The organism is Amycolatopsis sp. WAC 01376 (genome assembly GCF_003947415.1).
In the GTDB taxonomy this organism is placed as follows: Bacteria; Actinomycetota; Actinomycetes; order Mycobacteriales; family Pseudonocardiaceae; genus Amycolatopsis.
Map to the genome: position 1 here is coordinate 1071762 of NZ_QHKL01000002.1, position 25784 is coordinate 1097545.

Here is a 25784-nt window from a genome sequence, read left to right on the forward strand (position 1 = left end):
CGTCGGATGTGGTCCCTGGTGACGGTGGGACGGCTGTGACCTCGGCGGCCGGTCGTGAAGTACATGAAGGCCCCTTTCCTTGCGTCTAGCGCAAGGAAAGGGGCCTTCCTGTACTTCGGTAAGGCGTGATTCGCGTGTCTGGATGCCCGCACTCGGGTGTCCGGGTCTGAGCACGCGAGTGCGGTGTCGCGTCACCCAGCCCACCATCTCGCCCGAGACACGACACGTTTGCCTTACCCCCTCGCGCCTGACCAGTGCCAAGGCTCCCCTCGTCGCGTCGGACGCGGCGAAGGGAGCCTCCACCCCACAGCCGGCTCCTCAATGACCGTGCTGTTCGGCGAGGAATCGGCGGATGGCGGGCGCGAAGGCGTCGGCGAGATCTTCGGCCGTGCGCAGAGTGCTCGACAGGGAAGCCGGAGCGAGACGCCCATCGGGTATGACGCGGGCGGCGTTCTCCGCCAGCGCGGCCGGATGCCGTTCGTCCATGCCGGGGAAGACCAAGGTGGGGGCTGTGATCGCGGCGAGTTCGTCGACGGACCGGAACGAGCGGTCGTGGCCGATGGCGGCCGCTGCTGGGATGTCTTCGACGCTGATCAGGATGGCGGCGCGGACCCTGCCGGGATGTTCGAGGCAGGTGCGCTGGGTGATCGTGGCGCCGAGCCCGGTTCCGCCGACGACGGCGCGCTGTTCGCCGAGGTGCTCGAGAAGCGCCGCGACATCGTCGGATCCATGCTGGTCGCCCTCGACGGTGGCTCGGCGAGCGGCCGCATTGGCTCGGTGTCGATCACCGATGAAGACGGCACGACCTACGACGGTCTGTAACTGCAGCACCTGTTTGAGACCTCCCGCGACGACGGTTCGGCCGCGCACGTCGGGGAGGGTGACCGTATGGCGGTCCGTCGGCCGCTCGGCCGGCGGGATGAGGCTGTGATGGTCAGGGCCGCCCCGTGCAGAAGCACAAGGGGCGGCCCTGATCCGATGGAGATCGCGTGGAGCGGGCAGCCGTCGCTGCCGTGGTACGTGATTCCATTGTGGACTTTTCTTAGTGGTGGTAGGCGTGCACGACCGCGTGTCCGGAGCCGCGGCCGATGAGCCACTTGTTGACCGGGGTGGTGAGCAGGAAGGCGACGAAGAGGGCGAAGGCGAGCGCGCCCCAGAACAGCCAGCTGGCGAGGCCGGCTTCCATCGCGCCGGGGACGACGAGCATCACTCCGTTGTCGATGATCTCCATGACGAGGATCGACACGGTGTCCGCCGCGAGGGCGACCTTGAGGGCCTGCTTGAACCCGACACCCGCGCGGAGCACGCCGCGCATGGTCAGGGCGTAGCCGAAGACGAACGCCAGCGCGACGGCGAGCACGATGGTCGCGACGTTGCCCCAGCCCAGCGCGGTGCCGATCACCATGCCGAGCACCTCGCCGATGGCGCAGCCGGTGAGGCAGTGCAGGGTGGCCGATGCCGCCATGCCCCAGGAGACCTTGCCCGGTTGGTGGTGTTCGTGGCCCTCGTGACCCGCATGGCCCCCGTGGTCGCCGTGGTGCTGGTGTTCGTGGTGCGAGTGGTCGTGCTCAACCGACATGGTCGTGTTTCTCCTTTGTGGACTGCTCGGCAGGTGCGGGTTCGAGTCCTGCGACGAGATTGAAGGAACCAGTGAGCAGGTTGAGCGACACCAGTCCCACCGTGTCGGCGATGATCTGATCGCTCCAGCCGTGCTCTCGCAACTCGGCGATGTCCTCGTCGCCGAGCGAAGACGGTTCGGCGAGTACCCGCACGGCATACGCGATCAGCGTGGCCTCACGCCGATCAGTGGAGGTGCCCTGCCGGGCCAGCGCGATGTCGTTGTCACTGAGCCCAGCGGCCTGTGCGGCACGGCTGTGTGCCTGCAGGCACAGCGCGCAACCGATCCACTCCTGCAGGGCGAGTGAGATCTTCTCGCTGAGTGCCCGGGGAAGCTTGGCCCGCTTCATGGCCCGCGAGAAGTCGAGATAGCCCTGAAGGAGTGCGGGGGAGTTGGCCATCGCGGACACCATCGGGCCTACCGAGCCACGTCGTTCGATGATGTCGCCGAGCAGCTCGGCGGACTTGGCCGGCGCGTCGGCCGGATCAAGCGACTGAAGACGCTGCACGGCTCCTCCTCATGTTGTCGGTCGGTCTCGGGAACTTTATACCCGTAGGGGGTATCTGTCCAGCGTCGATGGTGCGAGTTGTCGATGCGGGGCCGACTTCCTCTGGGCGACCGCCATTGAGGTCTTCGATGTTCTACGTGACGACTCATTGCCGTGCAACGGGTTTTGCTGTCAAAACGTCGCCTGTGACGATCGCTACACCAATACCCCCGTAGGGTACTTGCGCGGCGTCATGAACCGGTCTACGTTCAGGTCCGCAATACCCCCTAGGGGTAAGTGGTCTTGAAAGGACGGACGTCATGGCGGAGACAACCCCGGACCCACGACGGTGGTGGGCGCTGGGACTCATCGCGTTGGCCCAGTTCATGGTCATCATGGATACTTCGATCATTGGTGTCGCTCTGCCGGCGATGCAGCAGGATCTCGGGTTTTCCCCGGGGGATCTGTCGTGGGTGTTCAACGCCTACGTCATCGCGCTGGCCGGGCTGCTGCTGCTCGGCGGACGCCTGTCGGACCTGTTCGGCGCGCGGAGGATGTTCACCGCGGGCTGGGTGGTCACCCTCGGCGGCTCGGTGGTCGCCGCGGTCGCGGGCACCGCGTGGGTCGAGCTGCTCGGCCGGGTGCTGCAGGGCGCGGGTGCGGCGCTGATCGCGCCGTCGGCGCTGACCTTGTTGATGATGCTGTTCGGCGCGCGTCCCCGTGAGCTGACGAAGGCGCTCGCGCTTTATGGGGCGGCTGCTCCTGCTGGTGGTACGGCTGGGGTGTTCCTCGGTGGTGTGATCACCGAGTGGTTGTCGTGGCCGTGGATTTTCTGGCTCTATGTCCCGATTTCGCTGGTCGCGATCGTGGCGACGGGCAGGCTGATGCCGTCCGCGCCTGCCAGGAGTGGTTCGGTTGATCTGGCGGGTGCTGTCGCGGCGACCGCGGGTCTCGGGCTGACCGTGTTCGGTGTCGTGCGGGCGCCGGAAGCGGGCTGGGCGGCGGCGGGCACCTGGGGCGCGCTGGCGGGCGGTATCGCGTTGCTCGGAGTGTTCGTGGGGATCCAGCGCAAGCGGGAAGTCCCGTTGGTGCGGCTCGGTATCTTCCGCACGCCGAACCTTGGTGGCGCGAACCTGGCGCAGTTCCTGCTCGGTGCGGCGTGGATCCCGATGTGGTATTTCCTGAACCTGTACCTGCAGCAGGTCCTCGGGTACGGGGCCTTCGCCAGCGGTGCGGCGTTGCTGCCGATGACGGTGCTGATCGTGGTGTTGATGGTCGCGGTCGCGCCGAAGCTGATCGGCCGGTTCGGGCCGAAGAAGATGATCATCGGTGGTCTGTGGGCGCTCGCGGCGGGTCTGGTGTGGTTGTCGTTCGTCAGCCCGACCGGCAACTTCGTCGTCGATGTCCTGCCCGCGTCGCTGGTCGCGGCGCTCGGTCAGGCGCTGGCGTTCATCCCGTCGCTGGGCACCGCGATCTCCAGCGCGAAGCCGGAGGAAGGCGGGCTCGCGTCGGGGATTGTGAACACCTCGTATCAGATCGGGTCGGCGCTCGGTCTGGCCGCGATGTCCGCGGTCGCCGTGTCCTTCGGCGCCGGAAGCGTCGGTGACCCGGTCGCGTTGACCGGCGGCTACTCGGCGGCGTTCCTCGGGGCCGCGGGCATCGCGATCGCGGGTGGCTTCCTGGCCATGGCCACCCTGCGCGCCCCGAAGCCCGAGCTCAGCGACGCCGGCGGAGGTGAACCGGCGGTGCTGCGATGACCGGCTGTACCACCGCGTGGAGGGCGAGACCATTTCCAGGTCTGCCCTCCACGCGGTGTTTCACCTGGTCTTGGACTGCTGTGATTCCACCGGCCTGTCGACACTGATCGTTCTCAAAGCCGCCGGTTGTCGCTGCGTACTGGACTGTCGGGCCTGTTGCCGATCGGCTGAGCCGGCTATCAGCAGAAGGCCAGGCTGAACGCCCCCATGAGGGCGACGGCGACGGCTGCAGGGGCGGTCAAGCAGGCGATGCCGCCGATGATGCTGGTCATGCCGGACCGCAAGGGCAGCCGTTGACGGTCCTCGAGCCTGCTGATCCGGATCGAAGTGTCACCACCCGACATCGCGAGCGCTTTCCTCGGACCGCCGGTGGCTCCGATGGTCAGCAACGCCGACCGCACCGGGCCGGCTCCACATTCCGCGGCCGCCGTCCGGTCTGCGGCCAGCTCGACGAACAGGCTGATCGCTTTGGGGAGCTCGCGCATGAGCGGGACGAAGCGCAGCGTCCTGCCCAGCACGTCGGCACAGCCGGTGAGCAGGTGGTGACGGCTGCGAACGTGAGCGTTCTCGTGGGCGAATACCGCCTGCAGTTCGGCAGGGGTGAGCCGGACACGTAACCCGTCGCTGGCGACGATCATGGCGTGGCGCCCGCCCAGGCTGTAGGCGATCGGGTGCTCGTGCGGCAGCCACAAGGTGCGGACGCGATCCGATGGGCGGGATCCGGTCAGCCGCAGTGCGTCGAGATGCCGCTCATGCAGCTGGTTGCGGCGCCGTCGACGCCTGATCGACGACGAGAGCAGGCGGATGAGCGCGAACGTCAGCAGGGTTCCGGCCGTACCGCCGACCACCAGGTCAAGCGACGGAATCCCGTCGTGGCTGATCGTGGACAGACAGGCGTCGATCAAGCGGGTGATCTGATCCGCGGGGCCATGACCGGGCAGGGCGAGAAGGAGCACGCCGCCGACCGTGCTCACCAGCAGACCGATCGAGGTCATGAGCCACCAGGTGATCGCCGCCGCCGGGCTGCCCTGTGGCGTCCCGAATCTCGCCAGGACCGGTGGGGAACACCAGCCGACGATCAGGACGCCGAGGAGGAGCGCGGCGGCGGGGATCACCGCTTTCGCTGCTTTCGGCGTAAGGCGCGGCGCAGGATGTCCGACTCTTCCTCGGAGACCGACTGTGCGAAGTGCAGCAGCACCGATTCCGGGTCGCTTGCCGTGTCGAGCACGTCACGAAGAGCCTGAGCGGTCGCTTGTTCGCGTGAAGTGATCGCCCGGTAGCGGTATGCGCGGCCTTCCATTTCGCGGACGACCCATTCCTTGCGGTACAGGTTGTCCAGCACGGTCATGACCGTGGTGTACGCCAGGTCCCGCTCTTTGGCGATCTCCTGAAGCACCTCGCGGACCAGCATGGGTTCCGAACCGCGCCACAGCACGTCCATCACCGTGGCTTCAAGTTCGCCCAACCGACGCATGGCACCTCCTGGCAGGAAGGATACCGTCCTGCCCTGCTCAGCCGACTATGCGCCTCGCGCCCATCAGGTGCCCGTCACCCTTCATCGAGCGCACGTCGACGAGCTGTCCTTCGGTCGGCGCGTCGACCATTTTCCCGCTGCCCACGAACATGCCGACGTGGTGGATGGCGCCGGGATTGCCGGTTCCGTCGTCGTAGAACAGCAGGTCGCCAGGCTGCAACTGGTCGAGGGAGACCGGTTTTCCGGCTGTGTACTGCTGTCGGCTGGTGCGGGGGATGTTGACGCCTGCCTGGCGGTAGGCCCAGGAAGTCAAACCGGAGCAGTCGAACTCGGCGGGGCCGGTGGCACCCCATTCGTATTGCGAGCCCCTTTTGGACAGTGCGGCTTGCAGCGCGTCGTTCGCCGCTCCGGGCGGACCGAGATAAGAACCACTGTCCTGGACCTTGCCCAGTTTTGCCTTGTCCTGCGCCGGAAGTGCCCCCAGTGCCTGACGAACCTGCTTGATCTGCCGGTCGAGGTCGTTCTTCCGGTCGGTGACCTGGTCCACCGCCCACTGCGCGGCCGCGGTCGCCTCGCTCGCGCGTTTCTGGGCTTCTGCCGCCTGTGCCCGGCCTTGGGCGGCCTGATCGAGTACGGTTCTCAGCCCGGCCAGCGCGTCCGCCTTCTGTCCGGACAGGAGGGAGATGGCCGCGGACTTCTGCAGGAAATCCGTCCGGCTGTCACTGTCGAGCAACGCCGCGAGCTGATTGACCGAAGAAGCTCCCTGGAAGTTCGCGGCGACGAGTTTGTCGACCTCGCCGCGGAACTTCGTGATCGAGGCCTCCGCGTCCGCCAAATCCTTGTTGGCGGCCGCGAGGTCGGCGTCGGCCCTGGCGCTCGTGGCTTTCCGCGCTGCCAGGTCATCCTGAGCGGCGGAGAAATCCTCTTCGGCCTTCGCGGCGTCGGCGCCGAGGCGCTGGTAGCGAGACATCGGATCCTGCGCCTCGGCGGGTGGCAGCGCCGGCTGCGCACTCGCGGGGAGCGTGCTCAATCCGAGCGGGAGAACAACGGCGGCAGTCAAGACGCGCAGTGAAGCCATCCGGCGTCGGTGCGGTGTCACGGGTGCTGGATCTCCTGTCGTGTTTACGAGCTTGGTCACGGACCGCCCCGAAGGCCCGCCGGTCACCGTAAGGTAACGAGCCGCACTTGTCCACTATTTCACTTAGTACTAAGTAGGTGGCATACAGTAGTGAGAAGCCAGAATGTGGTGATCACTACTGCTTGCGCCGGTACAGGCTCACCAAGGTCGTTTCGCGGGAGCCTTCGCTGAGCTCGGAACGGTGCACGCGGCGCAGTCCGGCCATCTCGGCGATCAGATCGAGCTCATCGGCGATGTGGATGTGCGCGCCGTGCCGTGGCTCGATTCGCCCGGGACGCACTTCCACGAGAACGACGCCGTCCGATGTGACGTGTTCGGCGGCCTTGCGCAGCAAGTGAATCTGAGAGCGCAGACTTTCCCGGCTGGTCAAGGCTTCCGAGCTCAGCAGAATCGAGTCGAAGTAGGTTTCGCCGGGCAAGGTGATGTCGAGATCGTCCGCATTGGTCGTGACGGTCACCAGAAATCCCGCATCCGCGAGAGCTGCCTTCATATCCTCGCCTGCTGCGCCCATGTGCAGGACGCGAGGCTCCTGTGTCCATGAGTACAGGAGCTGCACGAGGTGGCTTCGGGTCGGTGTGACGATCCGGAGCGCATGACGCGACATCGATCACCTGTGGTCCGAGTCGGAAGAGATCTACGGCAAGTAGTACTAGATGTAATAGTAACTACTGGCGGGGGATCCCGTCGAGACCCGGCGGGCGGCCGCCGGGCCTCCTGCGCATCAACCTGGGACGCGCCGGTTGGTCGATGACGTTGCTGTCGTCCGGATTCTGGAAGACGGTCGCTTCTCATGCGGCCGGGTAGCGGCTGCATTGTCCACAGTGGCCAGTCTGGCTTCCGGAATGGACGTACGGTCAGGCTGTGTCGCGCAGCAGCCCGGCGAGCTCGACGGGTGTCGTGACCATGCAGTCGTGGCCGGTCGGCAGTTCCCTGGTCCGCTCACCCGCGGGGACCGGTCTCCGGGTGATGCCCGCCGGACGACCTCCGACGCAGTGGATGTGCGTGCGCGGGATCGTGCGCGCGGCAGGGTTGTCCAGCCGGACGGGCTCCACGAGACAGCGGACCGGTTGATCCGACAGCATCGAGCGCAACCAGGCGATGTCGTCGGGATCGGTGACCCCGAACAAGCCCAGCGGCGGTGGTTGCTCCGGCATCGGCGGAACCCGCCAGCCGTCCACGGCGAGGTCGACGAGTTGTTTGGTGACCGGAAGGACATCGACCGCTGTTTCGCCGTCCTCGGGCACCATCGCGTCGAGGAACACAAGATGCGCGATCCGCTCCGGGAGCCGGTTGGCGACTCCCGATATGACCATCCCGGCGTAGCTGTGCCCGACGAGCACGACGTCGTCGAGACGCTCGTGTTCGATCAGGCCGGTGACGTCGTCGATGTGGGTGTGGAGCCCGACCTCGGGGCCCAGTAGGTGTGCTTTGTCGCCGTAGCCGGTCAGGGTCGGCGCGAATACCCGGTGGCCTGCCGACTCGAGCAGTGGGGACACCCGGTCCCAGACCTGTCCGCTGTGCCAGGCGCCGTGTATCAGCAGGAATGTGGCCATGTGCGTGTGGTTCCTCCTCGTGCCTCGGTACCCTTTGGTAACCGGAAGCATCATGATCCCCACGACGAGCACCGGGCAATACGGCACTTTCGGGTGCCCCGGTTCTCTGGAGGTAACCATGCAGGACCCGTGTCAGGCCCGCGAAGTGCTCGGGATCGTCGGGGACAAGTGGGCGCTGCTGATCGTGCGCATGCTCAAGGACGGGCCGCGACGCTTCACCGAACTCAAACGTGCCATCGAGGGCATCAGTCAGCGCATGCTCACCGTGACGCTGCGCGACCTCGAACGCGACGGGATCCTGACACGCACGGTCCACAACGTCATGCCGCCACACGTCAGCTACGAGCTGACGACGATGGGGCGGACCCTGCGCGAGGCGACCGCGCCGTTGCTCGACTGGAGCATCACGCACCTGCCGCGTATCGACGCCGCCCGCGCGGCATACGACAACCGCTGACGGACGTCGTAGGCTCGCGGGAATGCGGATCGGCGAGGTGTCCCAGCGCACGGGCGTGAGTCCGCGCTCACTGCGGTATTACGAAGAGCAGGGCCTGCTGACCAGTACGCGCTCCGGCACGGGGCAGCGTCACTATTCCGACGCGGAGGTCCAGCGCGTGTCGCTCATCCGGCAACTGTTCGACGCGGGTATGTCCAGCCAGGTGATCGCGACCGTGCTGCCGTGCGTGGACATCCCCGATGACCTCGGCGTCGCCGAGGAGACGTTCACGCTGATGATGCTCCAGCGCGACCGGATCGACGCCGACATCGCGCACCTGATCGAAAGCCGGGAAGCCCTCGACGTGCTGATCAAAGCCAACAGCCGGCACCGGGCGAAGCTGTCCACGGTCCCCGAACCGGTGGTGCAGCCGACCTGACGCTGTGACCCGCACCTCAGGCGCTTGCCCCTTACACCGATGTCAGCGGTGAGGATGGCGACAGCGCCCGGAACCACCGGGCCGGTCACCCGGGAGACGGCGAAAAATGGGACAGGTGTGGGGTTTCGGCAAGCACGGCGGGCCCGAGGTGCAGGAGTTCTTCGAGCGTCCCGATCCTGTCCCCGGTCGCGGCGAGGTGCTGATCCGGGTCGATGCCGCCGGCGTGAACCCTCTCGACCACGCGGTGCGCTCGGGTCTGGTCCCCGGGCTCGACGGCGGGCGTCCGTTCCCCCGCGTGCTGGGCATGGAGGCGGCCGGAACCGTGCTTGCCCTGGGCGAGGACGTCGACGGGCTCGAGGTGGGTGACGCGGTTTTCGGCTTCGCCCTCACCGGTGGTGGTACCTACGCCGAGACGACGGTGCTGTCCGCGCCGAACACCGCGCGCATCCCGGCGGGCCTGTCCGCGACCGTCGCGGCGACGCTGCCGGTGGCCGGGACGACTGCGGTGGACGTGCTCGACCAGCTCGGCCTCCCGTCCGGTGCCACGGTCCTGGTCAACGGGGTCGGGGGCGGCGTCGGCCTCGCCGTCGCGCGGCTGGCCATCGGGCGCGAGCTGCGGGTGATCGGCACCGGGAGTGCCGCCAGACGCGAGCACGCCGAAGCCATCGGGGTGCGGTTCATCGACTACGCCGCCGAGGACGTCGTCGCCGTGGCACGCGAGCTGGTTCCGGACGGCTTCGGCGGGATCGTCGACCTGGTCGGGGGTACTTCATTGCGGACGGTCGCTCCGCTGGCCCGGGATCCCCGCACTGTCATCTCCGTGGGTGACATGTCGGTGCCCGAGCTCGGTGGGCGTTTCGTCGAGCGCCGCCTCGATCGCGGGAACCTGGAACGATCCGCCCGGCTGGCCCTCGACGGACTCCTCGCACCCGTGATCACCGCGGTCCACTCGCTCTCCGACGCCCCGGCCGCCCTCGCCACCGTCGAGAACGGCCACGCTTCGGGCAAGGTCGTCATCGAAGTGGCATGACGGTCGTCATGGTGCGCCCTCGGCTGTCTTGAGTTTGCGGGCCAGCCGCTCTGACCTTGGCCAGCGGACTTTGGTGGCCCAGCCGAGTTTTTCGAAGATCCAGATGAGGCGGGCGGAGATGTCGATCTGGCCGCGGCGCACGCCGTGGCGGGCGCAGGTGGGGTCGGCGTGATGGGAGTTGTGCCAGGACTCGCCAATCGACAGGATCGCCAGTGGCCAGAAGTTCGCCGACTTGTCTCGCGACGTGAAGGGCCGGTCGCCGATCATGTGGCAGATCGAGTTCACCGACCAGGTCACGTGGTGCAGGAGCGCGACACGCACGAGCCCGGCCCAGAAGAACGCGGTCAGCGCACCCCACCAGGACAGCGTGATCAGCCCGCCCGCCAGCGCGGGCAAGAGCAGCGACACGACGGTCAGCGCGGGGAACAACCGGTTGACGCGGAGGATGTCGGCGTCGGCGAGCAGATCGGGCGCGAACCGTTTGGCGTTGGTCTGTTCTCGTTCGAACAGCCACCCCATGTGCGCGTACCAGAACCCCTTGACGAGCGCCCGCGCCGAAGTGCCGAACCGCCAGGGGGAGTGCGGGTCGCCGTCGCGGTCGGCGTAGGCGTGATGGCGGCGGTGATCCGCGACCCAGTCGATGATCGGGCCCTGCAAGGCCATGCTGCCGGCGACGGCGAGCGCGATCCGCAGCCCGCGGGTGGCGGTGAACGCGCCGTGGGTGAAATAGCGGTGGAAGCCGATGGTCACGCCAAGGCTGGTCACCGTGTAGAAGAACGCGGCCAGCCCGATATCGAGCCAGCCGAGACCCCAGCCCCACGCGAGCGGGACCGTCGCGGCCAACGTCACGGCGGGCACGATGGCGAACAGTTTGACCAAAAAGATCTGGGCCGAGCTCTTACTGCCCGCCAGCACGGGTTCCGGCGGTCGCTGACGAGTGTCCTTTATGCGGTTGTCGACTGGCGAACTCACGGTCCCTGCCTCCGGGATGACGAACACGGTGCTCAACCGACGGGGTCACGCGTAGCCCCGTCAGGAGCCGCTACCCCTCACTTCGGTCGGATACCCCGCCGACGCCGCGGCAAACGCGGCGATCAAGTCCGGCGGGGACGGCGAAGCGGTGCGCCGACGGCGTGCAGGTGGCGCAGGATTCGGGCGTACGAGGCCATGAGGCCGCAGTGGCTGTAGGAGATGCCTCGCCGCAGGCAGAATTCCCGCACGACCGGTTGCGCCCGGCGCAGGTTCGGGCGCGGCATGGTGGGGAACAGATGGTGCTCGATCTGGTAGTTCAACCCGCCCAGCAGTTCGTCCACCCAGCGGCCGCCGAGGACGTCGCGGGAAGTGAGCACCTGCTTGCGCAGGTAGTCCACTCGTTCGTCCTTGCCGAGGATGGGCATGCCCTTGTGGTTGGGGGCGAACGAACATCCCAGGTACACACCCATCAATCCCTGGTGCACCAGGATGAACAGGACCGCTTTGAACGGGGACAGCACGAGGAACACGGCGCTCAGGTAACCCACCAGGTGGATGGCGATCAGGATCGCTTCCAGCCAGGTGGCTTTGACCTCGCGTCGCAGGACGGCCTGGACGCTCGCGACGCGCAGCATCACCGCCTCGGCCATCAGCAGCGGGAAGAACAGGAACGCCTGGTATTTGGCCATCCACCGCAGCAGGCCTCGTTTGGCCATGACCTGCTCGTCACTGAACGCGAGTGCGGGGATCTCGATGTCGGGGTCCTCGTCCTCGTGGTTCGGGTTGGCGTGATGCCGGTTGTGTTTGCCGACCCACCACTGGTAGCTGATCCCGGTGACCGCACCGTGCACGTATCCGACGAGGTCGTTGCGGCGCCGGGAACCGAAGATCTGCCGATGGCCAGCGTCGTGGCCGATGAACGCGAATTGCGTGAACACACCCGCGAACAGTGCCGCGGTGAGCAACTGCCACCACGAGTCGCCCAGCAGCACGAACGCGACCCCGCCGCCGGCCAGCAGCAAGGCGTTGACCGCGATCCGCGCCGCGTAGTAGCCGTATCGCCGGCGCAGCAACCCCGCGTGCCTGACCCAGCGGGCCAGCTCCACGAAGCCGCCGCCGCCAGGTTTTGAGGATTGTGTCGCCGAAACAGCCGATCCAGTCATGATGAGGTCGTTCTCCCCTGAAGGCGTCCAATGCCGTGCCTCGGGAGCACGGCTACCTCACTGATCGGGTTTCCGCCGCGACACGGACTCAAACCCGCACGCGAGTACCTCGGTCCGGACAGGCCGATGCCCCCCAACCGGGACTCGGTTGAAGGGCACCGGGATCTTGGTGTCTCCGTCAGCGTCTCCGCTGCTCAGAGCACGATCTGGGCTGTTTCAGCCCTCAGACGGCGCGAACGCCGGTGGCCTGCGGGCCCTTGGCGCCCTGGGAGACCACGAACTCGACGCGCTGGTTCTCGTCCAGGCTACGGAAGCCGTTGCCGTCGATCTCCGAGTAATGCACGAAGACGTCCGGGCCGTCTTCCTGGGCGAGGAAGCCGAAGCCCTTCTCAGCGTTGAACCACTTCACGATTCCCTGTGTCATAACTTAATTCCTTACCGGTGACTTGACGGGTGCCGCACCGTGCGGCGCCCGTGGCCGGGTGTCAGATCGCGACTTCTCCAGCCTGTCCCGCAAGAAAGAAAGAAGCGCTCGCAACATCGTTTCCGCGAGCGTGATGAACACACGAACACAAAACTCTACGACCACCCTGTACAACCCGGCCGTCGTCCGATTTCTTCCCGGGGACACGGTGGCGTGTCGCACCGCACCTGCCACCCCGTAGCCCATCGGTGTGGTGTTCAACGGGAATCGCGATCGTCGGCGGCGCCCTGGTGCTGTGGGTCTTCGCGCTCGTCCTGACCCGCCTGTTCCGCCACTTCGAGTCCCGCGACCCGCGACGGTCAGTGCCGGTTGTCGCCGAGGTAGACCAGGACGGCCGCGAGCAGCAACCAACGCACGTCCCGCCGGATCGCCCATCCGCCGTCGCCACCGCTGATCAAGCTCGGCGTCGCGGCGATCGCGCTCGTAGGAGTGGCCGTTCCACCAGTACCCGGTGGACAGCAGCACCGGTTCTGGCGCGGTTTCGGGCAGCCGGTAGTCGTTCTGGAGCACAAGACCGCACCACCTGCCCGCGAGGCGGCGGAACAGCGTGCCGAGCCAACGCGCGCACACCAGGGCGAGCGGGAGAAAGATCACCAGCAGGCCTGCCCACGACCACGGGTTGGTCCACGACCAGGCGAAACCCGACAGCGCGGAGACCAGAGCGGGCACCAGCGACAGCGCGGGGACGAGCAGAGCCGCGGCGGCGAGCAGCACCGACTTGGCGAATCCGCCGCCCACCGCGCTCAGCCACGCACGCGGCCGTCCCCTTCGCCGTCCATGGTCGATTCTCACCGGGCAGCCCGCACGACGCGACGCCGGGTGATCACGGCGACGGCGATCAGCGGCACCGCCGACACGGCCTGCATCACCGTGTACCAAGAGGGGCATACTCCCGGGATCAGGTCCACCCCGACGATCGCGATCGGCAGGATCGTGCTCACCACGCGCAGGCGCTCCAGGCTTTTGCGCTCCTCCCGCGCCGCGAGCCCGTGCAGCAGCGGAGCGGCGAGCAGCAGGATGACGGCCCGGACCCCCATGAAGGTGTTCACCGAGCCCCCGGTCAGCGCGACCGCGGCGACGGTCGCCAGGACGATCGCACTGACCACACCGAAGAGCAGGACGCACTTGCGCACCTGATCGAAGGACTGCCGGACGTCACTCTCGGCCGCCACTTCCTGGTTCCTTGAATTCGTCATGGCGGTGACGCTACGAAGACCAAGATCAGCCCGGTATGGGTCTGGCCCCACCAGCTGGTGGGGCCAGACCCACGGCCGGCATCCTGGAGTGCGACCTCACCGGATGATCTCGGCACGCACTCGCTCGTCCGGGGTCGCGATGTCCCAGAAACGAACGGTGCCCCGCGCGGTGCGGTACTCGCCTGTACCGCCGGAGATGGCCATGTCGAGCGGACTCGTGCCCCTTGTCCAGATGGACTGCATGGTGATGGAGCCCTGCCCGAGTTCCATCGTGATCAAGCACTGCATCGTGACTTTGTCGCCGTCGACATGAAGGGTCTGGCACGAGCCGCCGCCCTGTCCGACTTTGCGACCGTCCCTTATCGCGTTGCCGGAGTAGACGTCCATGTCGCCCAAGCTCACCCCGGCCCGGCCGAGATCGAGAGCCTGGTACTGGGTGTTCTCGACCTTGAGTTCGAGGACTTCGACCTGATCCCTCGCCGGTATCTCCGGCTCGCTCCCGGCCGCGCCGCAGCCGCCGGCCGCGGCGGTGATGAGCGCGACGGTGACGAGCCGGAGGAACGCTGTCTTGAAGCGCGCTTCGGTGGTTCGCATTCGGATTCCCTGTGTTTCGGAGTTCGGGTGGACGACGGGTTCGTGACGGCGAGAGACCTTCACGACCGCTGTTCGGTGACCCAGCCGCGCTCGACGATCCACTCGCGTGTGACGTCCTCCGCGGCGGGCAGCGTGAGGAGCGAGACGGCGGACAGAACGACGAGGAGTCCGATCGAAACGGCCCAAGCGCGAGGACGATTTTCCGTCCTGTCCACCTTGTCCTGGCCGGTGTCGGCAGGGCGGAGCCTCGTCTCAGGGAGCCGACGGTCGGCAGGCCTCAGCGCCCAAGACGCGACGGCGAACGCCAGGAACATCAGCGGCGGCCCCCACGACACAAAACCGTCGCCCAGTGCCAGATGCGACACCACTGCACCCGACCACAGGAAAGAGATGCCCGCGTACGCCCATTCCTTGATCAGCCGGAACCCGGGCACGGCGATCGCGACGGCCGCTCCGATATGACACACGCCCAGAATGTAGGCGAAGTAGTCCGGGTAGCCGAGGTGGTCGAACTGGGCTTCCATCCAGTCGATCGTGAAAAGGTTCCAAGTCGATCCGGCGATCAACTCGAAGACGATGACGAAAGTGGTGAACCAGAAGGCGATGGGGCGGATCCGGCTCCCACCGGTCGCATGCTGGTGGCGGTCGCTCGGTTGAGTTCGCATTTCGGGTTTCCTGTCAATCGATTGTCGGCGAGGTTCGGGAGCTACCGGCTGATCCGGCGCCGTACCGTCGCCGTGAGGAGTTTGTCGGGGTTGCGGACGGCGTAGATGTCGGTGATCTCGCCGTTGGTGATCTCGATGAGGAACACGCCCTCCAGGTGATCGCCGCGGTAGGCGATCAGCGCCGGCGCGTTGTTGCAGTTGACCGTCTCGATCCGCAGGTCTGGCATCCCTCGCCCCTTGTGGAAGAGGCTCACGAGGCGTGCGGCCACCATTTCCGCGCCCACCACCGGCATGCGCGCCGCGGAGGCTTTTCCGCCGCCGTCCGCTGTGAAGGCGGCGTCCTTCGCGAGCAGAGAGAGCAGCCCTTGGAGGTCACCCGTGGTGGCGGCGGTCATGAACTGCTCGGTGATCCGTGCGGTCGTCGCGGTGTCAGCGGGCTCGAAGCGCTTGCGTCGCGCCTGCACGTGCTTGCGGGCGCGGTGCGCCGCCTGCCGCACCGTCGCCACGGTTTTGCCCACCGCGGCGGCGATGTCGCTGTGTTCGAAGCCGAACACCTCGCGCAGCACGAACACCACACGCTCGTCGGGAGTGAGTGTTTCCAGCACCACCAGCATCGCCATGGACACGGACTCGGCGAGCACCACGTCGGCCGACGCGTCGTTCTCGTCGAGCAGCAACGGCTCGGGCAGCCACGGGCCGATGTAGTCCTCGCGGCGGCGTGCGCTCGCTCTCAACGCGTTGAGAGCCTGACGGGTCACCAGCCGCGCCAGGTACGACTTGGTGTCCCGCACCGTCGCGAGGTCCACCGCGGCCCACCGCAGGTAGCCGTCCTGCAGCACGTCGTCGGCTTCGGTCGCCGAGCCGAGTATCTCGTAGACGATCGTGAACAGCAGCGGTCGCAACAGGGTGAACCGGTCGGCGTGTTCGCCGGTGGTCACGGCGACGACCTCGATGTTCGGTGTGCTGTGTTCGGACATGCCTCCCAAGACACCGCGGAACCGGCGAAACGTGACATCACGCGACGTGATGTGGAGCACAGCCTCCCGGATACTCTTGCGGCGTGATGAGTGCCGAAGATCCGAATCCGCCCCGGCTGACCGCGCGGGTGGCCGGTGGCCCGCGGGAGTACGACCAGCCGTATCCGGTCGAAGTGCGGCTGCTCAACACGAGCGACATCGTGGAGCTGTTCGAGGTGACCTTCCGCGCCGACGGCGGTTCGATCCCCGAGTCACTCCAGCGAGTGAGCCAGATCGTGTATCCCCGCGGCGATCACGTCTGGACGATCCCGGTACTGCTCGACGAGCAGACGCAGGCCCGGTTGGTGGTCGAGGCCCGCGGCGAGCACACGAAATCACATCGGCGTATCGAGCTGACCGTCCCGAGCGAGTCCGAGGTCGACTCCGGTGAGGACAGGGCTGCTCGCGTCCAGTCCTCGAAGCCGGCGTCGCCACCGTTCGCGTTGCTCAGCGACCATCCGATCGACCCGGATGAGGACATGTTCGAGCATCGCGTCATCGCCGAACGCATGGCCGGGTTTCTTCTCGACGCGCGCGCCGTCACGCCGTTCACGATCGGCATCCAGGGCGGTTGGGGCGTCGGCAAAAGCAGTCTGATGCAGTTGCTTCGCCACGCCATCGAAGACGGGGCCGAGGAACATCGCGGGCGGGTCCGCGTCGCTTGGTTCAACGCCTGGACCGCGGAAGGCACCAACGCGCTCACCGGCCTCATCCGGTCCGTGCTCGACCAGCTCGACCCCAGTGTGCTCCGCCGGATCCTCCGCCGCACCCGGCGTTCCTCGTGGCTCGCCACGCCGTTCGTCGTCCTGGCCTCCTGGGTCGGCCTGCGGGCACTGGCCGACGACCTGTGGCAACGCTTCCGGGTCGACGCCGCACAGCGCAACCGGATCCGCAAGGAGATCCAGGACGCCGTCGCCGCGTGGTCGGACAAGAACCGCCCCCTCGACCAGCGGCGGATGCTCGTGGTCTTCATCGACGACCTCGACCGGTGCTCCCCGGAGAACATCGTCCAGGTCTTCGAAGCGATCCGTCTCTATCTCGACGCGCCGGGACTGACCTTCGTCATCGGCTACGACCCGGCGATCGTCGGCGACGCGCTAGCCCAAAGCGAACACGCCTCCTCCGCCGACCTCAGCCGTGCCTACCTGGAAAAGATCATCCAGGTCGACTACGTCGTTCCCGTCCCGGACCCCGAACGGTCGCTTGCCCTGGCGCGTGCCTGCGCCCACGCCTCCGGTATCGCGCATCTGCTCGCCGACGAAGACCTGTCTCTGCTCGTCCAGCGCAGTGAACGCAATCCACGGCGGCTCAAGCGGTTCCTCAACACTTTCGTGCTCTCCCACCAGATCGACGGTCACTCCTCGCGACTACGCTCGGACGAGCACATCAAGATCTTGTTGCTGCGCATGTACTTTCCCAGTCTGTTCCGGCGGATCCTCGTCGAGCCGGAACAGGACATGCTCGGCCAGCTCATCGAACTCGCCCGCCTCCGGGCGGCCGTTCGCGCCGGCAGCGACATGGACCGTGAGCAAGTCGAATGGCTCTGCCGGATCACCGGTCTCGCCGCGCCGGTCGACGGCGAGTCGGCGGAGGACGTGTTGACCCGGCTGGAAAAGAACGTCCCCGAAGGCGTGATCGCCTTGTCCCGTGACAACGGCCTGTTCTCCCTCGCCTGGAGCCTCGGCGCTCCGCACCAACGCGCGGACCTGCTGCGGCGCACCCGCGAACGCCTCCCCTCATTGGCGCCGATGGGGTTGTCAGGCCCGCCGGGAGGCGGGACGGGCAACGATCGCGTCGTCGTGTGTTCCACCTGTGGCTCGTCAGTCCATCTCAGCGACGCGTTCTGCGGGAGCTGCGGCGCCTACCTCGAATTGTCAGGCGTCAGTGGCCGGCCAGGTCCATCGTGAACAGCAGCAGCCCGAAGAAGAGCTGGAGTGCGGCGATGCAGACGCCTGCGACGACAAGGCCGTCCAGCCGATATTGGCGGTCTGTCAGTATCGACAGTGCTCCGGCGGCCAAGGCCAGTGCCGAGGCCACCTCGCCGTAGGGGAGCAGCCAGCCGAGCAGGCTGAGTACGAGACAGATGGGACCGAGCAAGCCTTTGAACCCGGGCCGGTCGCCTGCTGACAGTCGTCGAGTCACGGTGCCCCGGATCCTTTCGGCTCGTTCGGCACACGCTACCGCGTCTCAGATGCCGGTCGCTTGCACCCGCTGCGGCGGGCCACCGGCCACGACGACGTCGAGGTCCTGGTTGGCTCGTATGCCACCCATCACCACCGACGGGTCGATGAGTCCCTCGGTGTGCACGTGGTCTTCGGTCGGCACGCCGGTCACGTCGAAGAACGGTTCGAAGATGTCCGAGGTGAGCAGGCCGAGCAGCTGGGTGTTGTGCGCGGTGACGGCGAAGCTGTGCACGGTCCCGGGCGGGGCGTGCAGGAAGTCTCCTGGGGTCAGGAGGATCTCCTCGCCGTTGACCCACAGCCAGATCCGGCCGGAAAGGCACAGGAAGTTCTCGGTGTGCCGCTGGTGGAAGTGCCGGATGATGTACGGCTGCGGCGCGGCGAGGGTGTTCACCGCGAAGTACCGGCCTCCGGTGTTGCGGCCCCTGGCCAGGAACGAGTTCACCGCGTCCGGCCAGCCCCGCCGGTCGCCGGTGCGGGCTCGCAGGAAGTAACCCTCGGTGCCGGCGGGCAAAGTGTCGTCCCACACGTCACCGGGGGCCACCTGCGGCAGGTCGTGCGGCGTCGCTCCCGGCGGCACTTCGCCCGCGATCACCGCTCCGGCGGCGTAGATGTGCTGTTCGACGTTCGCCGCCTTGGGGAGTCCGTCGAGCGTGCCGCCGGGGGCGGAGTACTGGAGCACTTTGGTCAGGTGACTCAGCATGCGGCAGGCCACCGGCGTGCCCGGCGGGACGTGCACCGAGTCGCCGGGCACCAGGATCCGGCTCTCGCCCGGCAGCCAGAACTGGGCGCTGCCCTCGAAGACGTAATAGGACCGCTGGTGGCCGGCGAAGCTGTGGAAGGGGATCTCCGCGCCGCGCGGGCCGAGTACGAACGCCGCGTCGAAAAGGCCTCCGGTGTCCTCGGCCCGGGCGATGACCGTCCACAGTAGACCGCCGGTTTCGTACCGGAGGCCCTCACCGGTGGCGAGGTAGTAGGGGACCGGTTCGCCGGGCAGGGCGTTGACGACCGGAGCGAGCCTGTGCATGGTCTCCGGATCGGGCGTTGTCACCGGGTTTCTCCTGTCGTGGAACGGGTCTTGAGGTGCTTGCGGAAGAAGCCGTGGACGTCGGAGAACCCGAACGCGGCCGGTTCGCCGTCGGCGGCCGAAGTCCGCCGCAGGGCGGACGCGGTGCCTTCCGCCGCCAGCCTGCCGTCGTCCATCACCCCGCCGAGTGTGACGTCGAGGCGGCCGGGCGGATTGAGGAAACCGTGCCGGTACCCGTCCAGGAGGTACAGCTCGCTCGGCACACCGGCGGCCACGAGTGCCGCGTGCAGGCGTTCGCTCTGCCGGTGCGGCACCAGCACGTCCCCGGTGCCGTGGGAGAGCTGGAACGGGGGCGCCTCGGCGCCGACCCAGTTCAGGGGACCGGCCTGCCGGGCGAGCTCCGGCAGACGCGCCGGATGCCCGCCGAGCAACCGTGCCTCCGGCGAGGAAGCCCCGCCCGGCAGGGGACCGGCCACTTCGGCGAGATCGACAGGTGGATAGGACGCGGCGACCGCCCGCACCGGCGCGGCGCCTGTCTCCCGCTCGCCCGGCACTTCGTCGAGGTGCCCGGTGAGCCCGGCGAGCGCCGCCAGGTGGCCACCGGCCGACGCGCCCCAGAGCCCGACCGCGCCGGGGACGAGGCGATACCGCTCGGCGTGCCCGCGCAGAAACCGGATCGCGGCGCGCACGTCGTGCAGCTGGGCCGGGAACAACGCCTGCGATGAGAGCCGGTATTCGATGCTCGCCATGGCGCAGCCGGTGGCCATGACGTGCCGTGCGAGGTCGGGCGCCAGGGTGCGGTCGCCGGTGAACCAGCCGCCGCCGTGCAGCCACAGCACCACCGGGACCGGTCCGCCGGTCACCGGGCGATGGAGATCCAGCAGCAGATCCCCGGTTTCCCGCCGGGCGAAGACGACGTCGGCGTCGACCCGGACCGCGTCCGGCGGCGAGGTGAAGCGGTGTGCCATGTCGTCAAGCTTGGTCGCCGGGACCGGGACACACCAGCGCGATCGTCCGCACGATCGTTCGGCGGATCCGGATGATCAGCGGATCGGGTCACCGAGTCCGGCGGCGATCCGGACGAACCGGTCCAGCGCGTCGGATCGGCGTTCCCGGCGCAGATACAGGGAGGTCGTCGCCGGCGGGGAGTCCACGATGGGCACGAACGAAAGCCCTGGTCGCGCGTAGGTGGCGGGCGCCGATTCACCGGCGATGTTGAGCCCCTGCCCGGCCCCGCACAGTTCGAGCACCTCTTCGAAGTTCCGCGACACCGGCAACAGCCGGGGAGCGACACCGGCCGAGGTGAGCGCCGAATACCAGTGCCCGGCGATCTCCTCGTCCTCGACCGAAACGAAGGTCTGCCCGGCCAGATCGGCCAGCCGTACCGAGTCCCGTGCCGCCAGCGGATGCCGGTCGGACACCACCAGCACGCATCCCTCCTCCCACAACGGCACCGAATCGAACGCGGGAGCGGGGTTCCGGCCGAGTTCGGCGACGAAGGCGCAATCCACCTCGCCGTCGGTCAGCGCGTTGTGGCAGCCGAGGAAGCCCAGCTGCCGGATCTGCCAGCGGACCTGCGGCAGTTCGTCCGTCACCGCCGCCATGATCTCGCGGAACCGCGGACTGGAGACCATCAGCCCGACCCGGATGCACGGCTCGTCGGCCGCTTTCCGTGCCCAGTCCAGGACCTCGTCCATACCCGCGACGGCGAGCCGGGCCCGCGGGGCGAGCTCCCGGCCGTGCTCGGTCAGTTCGACGCTGCGGGAGGTGCGCTTGAACAGCGTGCGGGCGAGCCGTCGTTCGAGTGAAGCGATCTGCTCGCTCATCGCGGAAGGGCTCAGGTGCAGCCGGGCCGCGGCGCGGCCGAAATGACGTTCCTCCGCCACCGCGAGGAAGCACCGGAGGTGATGAATGGTGAGGTCCACGTCTTCTGCCTGTCCAGGCCGGTCAGAGCGCGGGTTGCGGCGGGGGCGGCGGCAGCGTGACGTGGGGGTCGAGTTCGACACCGCCCGCGCGGAGGGTGTCGTCGAGCAACCGCCATATCCAGCGGATGAGCAGGGCGGCGAGTTCGGTTCTCGGTACGCCGCGGGGGTTCTCGAGCCATTGCGCGGCGCAGGAATCGACGAGCCCGACGACACCGAACGCGACGGATTCCGCGATTCGGATGTCCATTCCGAACATCGTCATGTAGTGCTCGAACAGCTGGGTGAGCTGCCGGGCGATGACGGTCCTGACGTCGGCGACCGCGTTCCGGTCGCCGTGTGAACGCAGGCTCAGGTACCGGTAGAGGTTGCCGTTCTCGGCGAGCCAGCCGGTGTGCGCGTCGACCGCCACGGTGATCAGCTGCATCGCGCTTCCCCGCAGCTCCCATACCGGCCGCAGTGCGGTGGTGACGAGTAGCGCGGCTTCGTCGGCGATGGCCTGGTTCAGGTCGGTCGCGCCGTCGAAGTGCTTGTACAGCTGTGGCCGTGCGACACCGGCCTCCTCGGCGATGTGTGCCGTCGACGCTCGCGGTCCGTGTTCGGCGATCGCACGCAGGGCCGCCTCGACGAACTCACGACGACGGCGCTCCCGCTGCCCCGCCCAGCGGGCCGCGCGGCCGTCGCCGGAGCGTGAGGTCGCGGAAGGGGAGGTCACTTCCGCGAGCCTACCGTCACGGGTAGGGGATACGCCGTTGTATCTGTTACTTTGTCGGTCACTCCGTGGCGGCGGGTGCGTGCCGCGAATCCCTTGTTGATCAACAGGAATCTGGAGAAGGCGATGTGGGATGCCGTGGACGACGCCCCACCGGACGCGAGACTGCTCGGGAGGCTCCGGGAAGGGGACCTCGAGGCGGGTGATCTGCTCTTCCGGCGGCATGCCGGGCCGCTGCGCCGGATCGCCGCCTGCTGGGTCGACCAGCCCGCCGAACGGGAGGATCTCGTGGCCGAAGCGTTCACGCGGGTGCTCGCCGCGGTCCGCGACGGCGGTGGACCGCGCGATGAGCTGCGGCCGTACCTGGTCGTCACGATGCGGCACGTCGCCGCCCAGTGGAGCCGTCACCGGCTTCGCGTCCAGCCCCACGCGGTGGTCCCGGCGACCGAGGACGTCGAAGGAGCCGACGGGCCGGCCCTGCAGGAATCGACCGATCAACTGGTCAGATCCGCTTTTCACACGTTGCCCGTGCGGTGGCGTGCCGTGTTGTGGAGCACCGTCGCCGAAGGCCGCACACCGGCCGAGCTGGCACCGGTTCTGGGGGTGTCGCCGAACGGGGTCGCCGCCTTGGCCCACCGCGCCCGCGCAGGCCTGCGACAGGCGTACCTCCAGGCTCAGGCGCACGGCGAAACCGAGAAGCGCGCGTGCCCGAGCCGTGCAGTCAAGTCGCTACTGTGAGCACAGACTTCAGGGCTGCGGATCGCCGCCGCCCTCGCCGCCGAGGCGCTCGACGGCGGCGATGAAGTCCAGCAGCCGGGCGTTCTCCGCGTCGAGGCGCCAGACGAGGCCGTACCGGATCGGCGGGGCGTCGCTGATGGGCAGGTAGGTGATGTCGGGCCGGAAGTAGTACCGGCGGGCGTCGCCGCCGGCGAGGCACACTCCTCGGCCCGCGGCGACCAGGGACATCGCGTCCTGCCAGTACCGGACGCTGTGGGTGTGGCGGATCGGTCTGCCCTCGGGCGTGCGATGCGGGAAGAAGTGCTCGCGCTGATAGGCCGGCATCAGATCCCCGAACACGATCATCTCCTCGCCCGCCAGATCCTCCAGGGTGACCGCGGCGCGTTCGGCGAAGCGGTGCCGGGTGGAAACCGCCAGGAAGCGCTCTTGGGCGATCAGCGGCGCCGACGTGCGCAGATCCGGCTCGGACACCGGGAACTCGGTCAGTTGCACCTCGACCTCCCTGGCGCGCAGCGGCCCCAGCGGGTCGGACAGGTGGATCTCCCGGACGTCGACGAACGTGCCGGGGTGCTCGGTGTGCAGGTCATCGCCCGCCAGGTTCAGCAGCTCGGCGCACCAGGGCCCGGAGAATCCGGCACGCAGCGGTTTCCCGCGTCCCCGTGCCGCCTCGCGGGCGTCCTCGATCGCTTCCACGATCGCCCGGTGATGGGCCTCGAGCTCATCGGACAGACGGCGTCCGATCGCGGTCAGCACGACCTTGCGGCTGGTGCGGTCGAACAGGCGGGCTCCGATGCGTCGCTCGAACGCCTGGATGTTCTGGCTGACCCGGGCGCGAGAGGTGTACAGCCGCTCGGCGGTGCGGCCGAAGTGGAGCTCCTCGGCCAAGGTCAGGAAGCACTCGAGCTCCCTCCACTCCACGGCGGCGTCCTCCGATCGGTAAGCGCGGATTACCGATTGTTGCAGGTTTCGCCGTTGTTCCCGCACGTCGGGTGACCAAGACTCGGCAGCACTGGGGCTCCTGCACGAATCCGTGATCCGACGGGCCTCCATCACCCGCACCCCGGTGGTGGAGGCCATGCCGTCATGCCCCGGTGATCCAGCACAGAATCCTTGAACGAAGCGAGAAGCGATGAGTACCACCCATCTCCCCGACGCCTCGACCCCGGCGTCGGCCACCCCCGACCCCAGACGCTGGAAGGCCCTCGCGCTGCTGTGCGCGGCCTTCTTCATGGTCATCGTCGATTCTCAGATCGTCCTGCTGGCGCTTCCGGCGATCGAGACCGAGTTCGGTTTCGACCCGGGCAACGCCCAGTGGGTGATGAGCGCCTACCTGCTGGCCTTCGGTGGCCTGCTGATGTTCGGCGGCCGGACCGCCGACCTGCTCGGCGGCCGCCGGATGTTCCTGGTCGGTGCGGCACTCTTCGGCGTCGCGTCCATCCTCTGCGGACTCGCCTGGTCCGGTGAGGTGCTCATCGGTGCCCGCCTGCTCCAGGGCCTCTCGTCGGCGATCATGACGCCCACGGCGATGGCCGTCCTGATGAACACCTTCGGCGAGGGCGCCGAACGCAACAAGGCCCTGGGCATCTGGACCGGCATCGGCGCGTTCGGCGCCACCGCCGCCCTGCTGATCGGTGGCCCCATCACCGACGGCCTCGGCTGGGAGTGGATCTTCTACATCAACATCCCCGTCGTGCTGGCGGTGCTGTTCCTCGGTCCGCGCCTGCTGCGGGAGACGCCGGTCCGGCCCGGTCGCAAGTCCTTCGACCCGCTGGGCGCGCTCACGATCACCGCCGCGATCGGGCTGCTGGTGTACGCCGTCGTGGTCGCGCCGGAGGCGGGCTGGCTGTCCGGCCGCACGCTGTGGATGCTGGCGGGCGCGGTGGTCCTGCTGGTCCTGTTCGTCGTCGTCGAGAGCCGGGGGAAGTCACCGCTGGTGCCGCTGCGGATCTTCCGTTCCGGCTCGCTGGTCGGCGGGAACATCCTGATGCTTCTCGTGGCGATGTGCGTCTACGGCGGAGCCTTCGTGACCTCGCTGTACGCGCAGCAGGTCCTCGGCTACAGCGCGGTCCGCTTCGGGCTGAGCACCGCCGTCTACGCGGTCATGTCCATCATCGGGGCCAACGTCGCGGCCCGCCTGGCGGCGAAGATCGGCTACAAGGCGATCGCCATCGTCGGCATGACGCTGCTGGGCACCGGCCTGCTGCTGCTGACCGCCATCTCGCCGCAGGGCGGCTACTGGACCGACCTGTTCGTCGGGCTCGTGGTCTTCGGCTCGGGCATCGGCAGCACCAACGTGGCGGCGTCCATCGCCTCGCTGTCCGGCGCCCGGCCGGAGGAGTCCGGCCTGGTTTCGGGGCTCAACAACGCCACCTTCCAGGTCGGCGCGGCTCTGGGCGTGGCGATCACCTCCTCGGTGGCCTTCGCGGTGACCGGCGGCTCCACCGACAAGGCAGCCCTCACCGACGGTTTCAGCGCCGCCTTCCTCGCCTGCGCGGTCTTCGCCGCGATCGGCTTGGTGACCGCGCTTCTCCTGCTGCTCCAGCGGAAGAAGACCGCGGCCTGAGCTCCGGCCCGTCCCCGCGGTCGTGCGGGGACGGGCATTCCGTTCTCGACGGCGCGAGGCCGAGCTTCGACGATCCGCGGTGGGTAATGCGGCTCCGCCGGCTGTGGACGTCAACCGGCGAAACCTCCGCCATGGTGATACCCGGGCAGCACCACGGCGTGCCACGGGGATACCCAGGGATGCCGTACTTCACACAGGCGGCCTCGCTGCTCGCGCAGGCACCACGCCACCTGCCGCATTCGCTCCGGGGCGGGACGCCGACCGCATCCCGCCCTTCCGTCCGCCGTTGAGAGCGTACGAGACCTGGTAAGCGTCAAGCCGCGCTTCTCTTGAGGGGTAAGGCAAAGGTGTCGTGGTCGTGGGTTGGGGCCGGCGGTGAGCTGAAGGGGCCCTTCGCCGCATCCGATGCAGTGAAGGACGCCTTCGCTCCTGGGTCCGCGGTGCGAGCCCGTTCGTCCCGGGGTGGCGGGCGGAGCGAAGCCGTGACTCGCGTGCTTGGGCACGTAACTCACGTGTTTGGAGCCGTAACTCGGGTGTCCGGCGTCTGATCACGTGAGTGCGGTGCCGCGTCACCCCAGGGCCATCTCACCTATCACGCCACCTTTGACTTACCCTCAGTA

At 67.9% G+C, this 25784-nt stretch carries 29 protein-coding genes; 8 read left to right on the forward strand and 21 right to left on the reverse strand.

Features of this window, described 5'->3' with window-relative positions:
• Positions 1 to 318: 318 nt before the first annotated feature.
• The 3 genes from DMH03_RS14400 to DMH03_RS14410 all read right to left on the reverse strand — a co-directional run bounded on the left by DMH03_RS14400 (position 319) and on the right by DMH03_RS14410 (position 2126).
• Entirely contained in the window at positions 319 to 870 is a 552-nt protein-coding gene (locus DMH03_RS14400) for an alpha/beta fold hydrolase (protein ID WP_199748865.1), read from the reverse strand.
• Positions 871 to 1042: 172 nt separating this feature from the next.
• A complete protein-coding gene (locus DMH03_RS14405) occupies positions 1043 to 1579 on the reverse strand; it encodes a DUF4396 domain-containing protein (RefSeq protein WP_125792467.1) in 537 nt (178 codons plus the stop codon).
• Complete coding sequence (locus tag DMH03_RS14410; protein WP_125792468.1) at positions 1569 to 2126, reverse strand: carboxymuconolactone decarboxylase family protein; 558 nt, start codon at positions 2124 to 2126, stop codon at positions 1569 to 1571. Before DMH03_RS14410 ends, DMH03_RS14405 begins: the two co-directional genes overlap by 11 nt.
• Positions 2127 to 2425: 299 nt before the next feature.
• Here DMH03_RS14410 and DMH03_RS14415 point away from each other — a divergent pair, with 299 nt between their 5' ends.
• Positions 2426 to 3862 (forward strand): MFS transporter, encoded by a 1437-nt coding sequence (locus DMH03_RS14415; protein WP_125792469.1) that lies wholly within the window; start codon positions 2426 to 2428, stop codon positions 3860 to 3862.
• Between the two features lie 179 nt (positions 3863 to 4041).
• Here DMH03_RS14415 and DMH03_RS14420 read toward each other — a convergent pair whose 3' ends face one another.
• From DMH03_RS14420 to DMH03_RS14440, 5 genes are all read right to left on the reverse strand, one after another.
• Entirely contained in the window at positions 4042 to 4977 is a 936-nt protein-coding gene (locus tag DMH03_RS14420) for a M56 family metallopeptidase (RefSeq protein WP_125792470.1), read from the reverse strand.
• A complete protein-coding gene (locus tag DMH03_RS14425) occupies positions 4974 to 5336 on the reverse strand; it encodes a BlaI/MecI/CopY family transcriptional regulator (protein ID WP_125792471.1) in 363 nt (120 codons plus the stop codon). The genes DMH03_RS14420 and DMH03_RS14425 overlap by 4 nt, the downstream gene beginning before the upstream one ends.
• 37 nt (positions 5337 to 5373) lie before the next feature.
• Positions 5374 to 6396, reverse strand: a complete 1023-nt coding sequence (locus DMH03_RS14430; RefSeq protein ID WP_233611505.1) for a C40 family peptidase — start codon at positions 6394 to 6396, stop codon at positions 5374 to 5376.
• A 193-nt stretch (positions 6397 to 6589) separates the two neighbouring features.
• Positions 6590 to 6985 carry a hypothetical protein gene (locus tag DMH03_RS14435; RefSeq protein ID WP_125792473.1) on the reverse strand — a complete coding sequence of 132 codons (396 nt, stop codon included), beginning with the start codon at positions 6983 to 6985 and terminating at the stop codon, positions 6590 to 6592.
• Between the two features lie 343 nt (positions 6986 to 7328).
• Complete coding sequence (locus DMH03_RS14440; RefSeq protein ID WP_125792474.1) at positions 7329 to 8027, reverse strand: alpha/beta fold hydrolase; 699 nt, start codon at positions 8025 to 8027, stop codon at positions 7329 to 7331.
• 118 nt (positions 8028 to 8145) lie between these two features.
• Between DMH03_RS14440 and DMH03_RS14445 the strand changes: the two genes are divergently transcribed.
• From DMH03_RS14445 to DMH03_RS14455, 3 genes are all read left to right on the forward strand, one after another.
• Complete coding sequence (locus DMH03_RS14445; protein WP_125792475.1) at positions 8146 to 8484, forward strand: helix-turn-helix domain-containing protein; 339 nt, start codon at positions 8146 to 8148, stop codon at positions 8482 to 8484.
• Positions 8485 to 8506: 22 nt separating this feature from the next.
• Positions 8507 to 8902, forward strand: coding sequence for a MerR family transcriptional regulator (locus tag DMH03_RS14450; RefSeq protein WP_125792476.1), 396 nt, complete (start codon positions 8507 to 8509; stop codon positions 8900 to 8902).
• A 106-nt stretch (positions 8903 to 9008) separates the two neighbouring features.
• Positions 9009 to 9932 (forward strand): NADP-dependent oxidoreductase, encoded by a 924-nt coding sequence (locus DMH03_RS14455; protein ID WP_125792477.1) that lies wholly within the window; start codon positions 9009 to 9011, stop codon positions 9930 to 9932.
• Between the two features lie 6 nt (positions 9933 to 9938).
• Here the strand turns inward: DMH03_RS14455 and DMH03_RS14460 are convergent, their stop codons facing one another.
• The 3 genes from DMH03_RS14460 to DMH03_RS14470 form a co-directional block, all read right to left on the reverse strand.
• Positions 9939 to 10904 carry an acyl-CoA desaturase gene (locus tag DMH03_RS14460; RefSeq protein WP_233611506.1) on the reverse strand — a complete coding sequence of 322 codons (966 nt, stop codon included), beginning with the start codon at positions 10902 to 10904 and terminating at the stop codon, positions 9939 to 9941.
• 122 nt (positions 10905 to 11026) lie between these two features.
• Positions 11027 to 12067, reverse strand: a complete 1041-nt coding sequence (locus tag DMH03_RS14465; protein WP_125792478.1) for an acyl-CoA desaturase — start codon at positions 12065 to 12067, stop codon at positions 11027 to 11029.
• A gap of 223 nt (positions 12068 to 12290) precedes the next feature.
• On the reverse strand, positions 12291 to 12491 hold the full coding sequence (locus DMH03_RS14470; protein ID WP_125792479.1) for a cold-shock protein: 201 nt from the start codon (positions 12489 to 12491) through the stop codon (positions 12291 to 12293).
• A 607-nt stretch (positions 12492 to 13098) separates the two neighbouring features.
• On the opposite strand from DMH03_RS14470, the gene DMH03_RS42050 reads away from it, so the two are divergent.
• Complete coding sequence (locus tag DMH03_RS42050) at positions 13099 to 13374, forward strand: hypothetical protein (RefSeq protein ID WP_158633085.1); 276 nt, start codon at positions 13099 to 13101, stop codon at positions 13372 to 13374.
• Here the strand turns inward: DMH03_RS42050 and DMH03_RS14480 are convergent.
• The 4 genes from DMH03_RS14480 to sigJ form a co-directional block, all read right to left on the reverse strand.
• Positions 13340 to 13747 carry a hypothetical protein gene (locus tag DMH03_RS14480; protein WP_199748866.1) on the reverse strand — a complete coding sequence of 136 codons (408 nt, stop codon included), beginning with the start codon at positions 13745 to 13747 and terminating at the stop codon, positions 13340 to 13342. The two genes, DMH03_RS42050 and DMH03_RS14480, sit on opposite strands and share 35 nt — an antisense overlap.
• A gap of 96 nt (positions 13748 to 13843) precedes the next feature.
• Positions 13844 to 14341, reverse strand: coding sequence for a hypothetical protein (locus DMH03_RS14485; RefSeq protein ID WP_125792481.1), 498 nt, complete (start codon positions 14339 to 14341; stop codon positions 13844 to 13846).
• A gap of 59 nt (positions 14342 to 14400) precedes the next feature.
• The gene (locus tag DMH03_RS14490; RefSeq protein ID WP_125792482.1) at positions 14401 to 15006 is read right to left on the reverse strand and encodes a DoxX family protein; all 606 of its coding nucleotides are present in this window, start codon (positions 15004 to 15006) and stop codon (positions 14401 to 14403) included.
• Positions 15007 to 15047: 41 nt separating this feature from the next.
• On the reverse strand, positions 15048 to 15983 hold the full coding sequence (sigJ, locus tag DMH03_RS14495) for an RNA polymerase sigma factor SigJ (protein WP_233611507.1): 936 nt from the start codon (positions 15981 to 15983) through the stop codon (positions 15048 to 15050).
• An 86-nt stretch (positions 15984 to 16069) separates the two neighbouring features.
• On the opposite strand from sigJ, the gene DMH03_RS14500 reads away from it, so the two are divergent.
• A complete protein-coding gene (locus DMH03_RS14500) occupies positions 16070 to 17929 on the forward strand; it encodes a P-loop NTPase fold protein (RefSeq protein ID WP_233611535.1) in 1860 nt (619 codons plus the stop codon).
• Here DMH03_RS14500 and DMH03_RS14505 read toward each other — a convergent pair.
• The 5 genes from DMH03_RS14505 to DMH03_RS14525 form a co-directional block, all read right to left on the reverse strand.
• On the reverse strand, positions 17904 to 18164 hold the full coding sequence (locus DMH03_RS14505) for a hypothetical protein (RefSeq protein ID WP_125792484.1): 261 nt from the start codon (positions 18162 to 18164) through the stop codon (positions 17904 to 17906). The two genes, DMH03_RS14500 and DMH03_RS14505, sit on opposite strands and share 26 nt — an antisense overlap.
• A 45-nt stretch (positions 18165 to 18209) precedes the next feature.
• On the reverse strand, positions 18210 to 19253 hold the full coding sequence (locus DMH03_RS14510; protein ID WP_199748867.1) for a quercetin 2,3-dioxygenase: 1044 nt from the start codon (positions 19251 to 19253) through the stop codon (positions 18210 to 18212).
• The gene (locus DMH03_RS14515; RefSeq protein ID WP_125792485.1) at positions 19250 to 20197 is read right to left on the reverse strand and encodes an alpha/beta hydrolase; all 948 of its coding nucleotides are present in this window, start codon (positions 20195 to 20197) and stop codon (positions 19250 to 19252) included. Before DMH03_RS14515 ends, DMH03_RS14510 begins: the two co-directional genes overlap by 4 nt.
• A 75-nt stretch (positions 20198 to 20272) precedes the next feature.
• Positions 20273 to 21154, reverse strand: coding sequence for a LysR family transcriptional regulator (locus tag DMH03_RS14520; protein WP_158633086.1), 882 nt, complete (start codon positions 21152 to 21154; stop codon positions 20273 to 20275).
• Between the two features lie 22 nt (positions 21155 to 21176).
• Positions 21177 to 21866 (reverse strand): TetR/AcrR family transcriptional regulator, encoded by a 690-nt coding sequence (locus DMH03_RS14525; protein ID WP_125792487.1) that lies wholly within the window; start codon positions 21864 to 21866, stop codon positions 21177 to 21179.
• Positions 21867 to 21962: 96 nt separating this feature from the next.
• Between DMH03_RS14525 and DMH03_RS14530 the strand changes: the two genes are divergently transcribed.
• Positions 21963 to 22601, forward strand: a complete 639-nt coding sequence (locus DMH03_RS14530) for an RNA polymerase sigma factor (RefSeq protein ID WP_233611508.1) — start codon at positions 21963 to 21965, stop codon at positions 22599 to 22601.
• Positions 22602 to 22610: 9 nt separating this feature from the next.
• Here DMH03_RS14530 and DMH03_RS14535 read toward each other — a convergent pair whose 3' ends face one another.
• Positions 22611 to 23519 (reverse strand): LysR family transcriptional regulator, encoded by a 909-nt coding sequence (locus DMH03_RS14535; RefSeq protein WP_158633087.1) that lies wholly within the window; start codon positions 23517 to 23519, stop codon positions 22611 to 22613.
• A 211-nt stretch (positions 23520 to 23730) separates the two neighbouring features.
• Between DMH03_RS14535 and DMH03_RS14540 the strand changes: the two genes are divergently transcribed.
• Positions 23731 to 25164 (forward strand): MFS transporter, encoded by a 1434-nt coding sequence (locus DMH03_RS14540; protein ID WP_125792490.1) that lies wholly within the window; start codon positions 23731 to 23733, stop codon positions 25162 to 25164.
• Positions 25165 to 25784 lie beyond the last annotated feature (620 nt).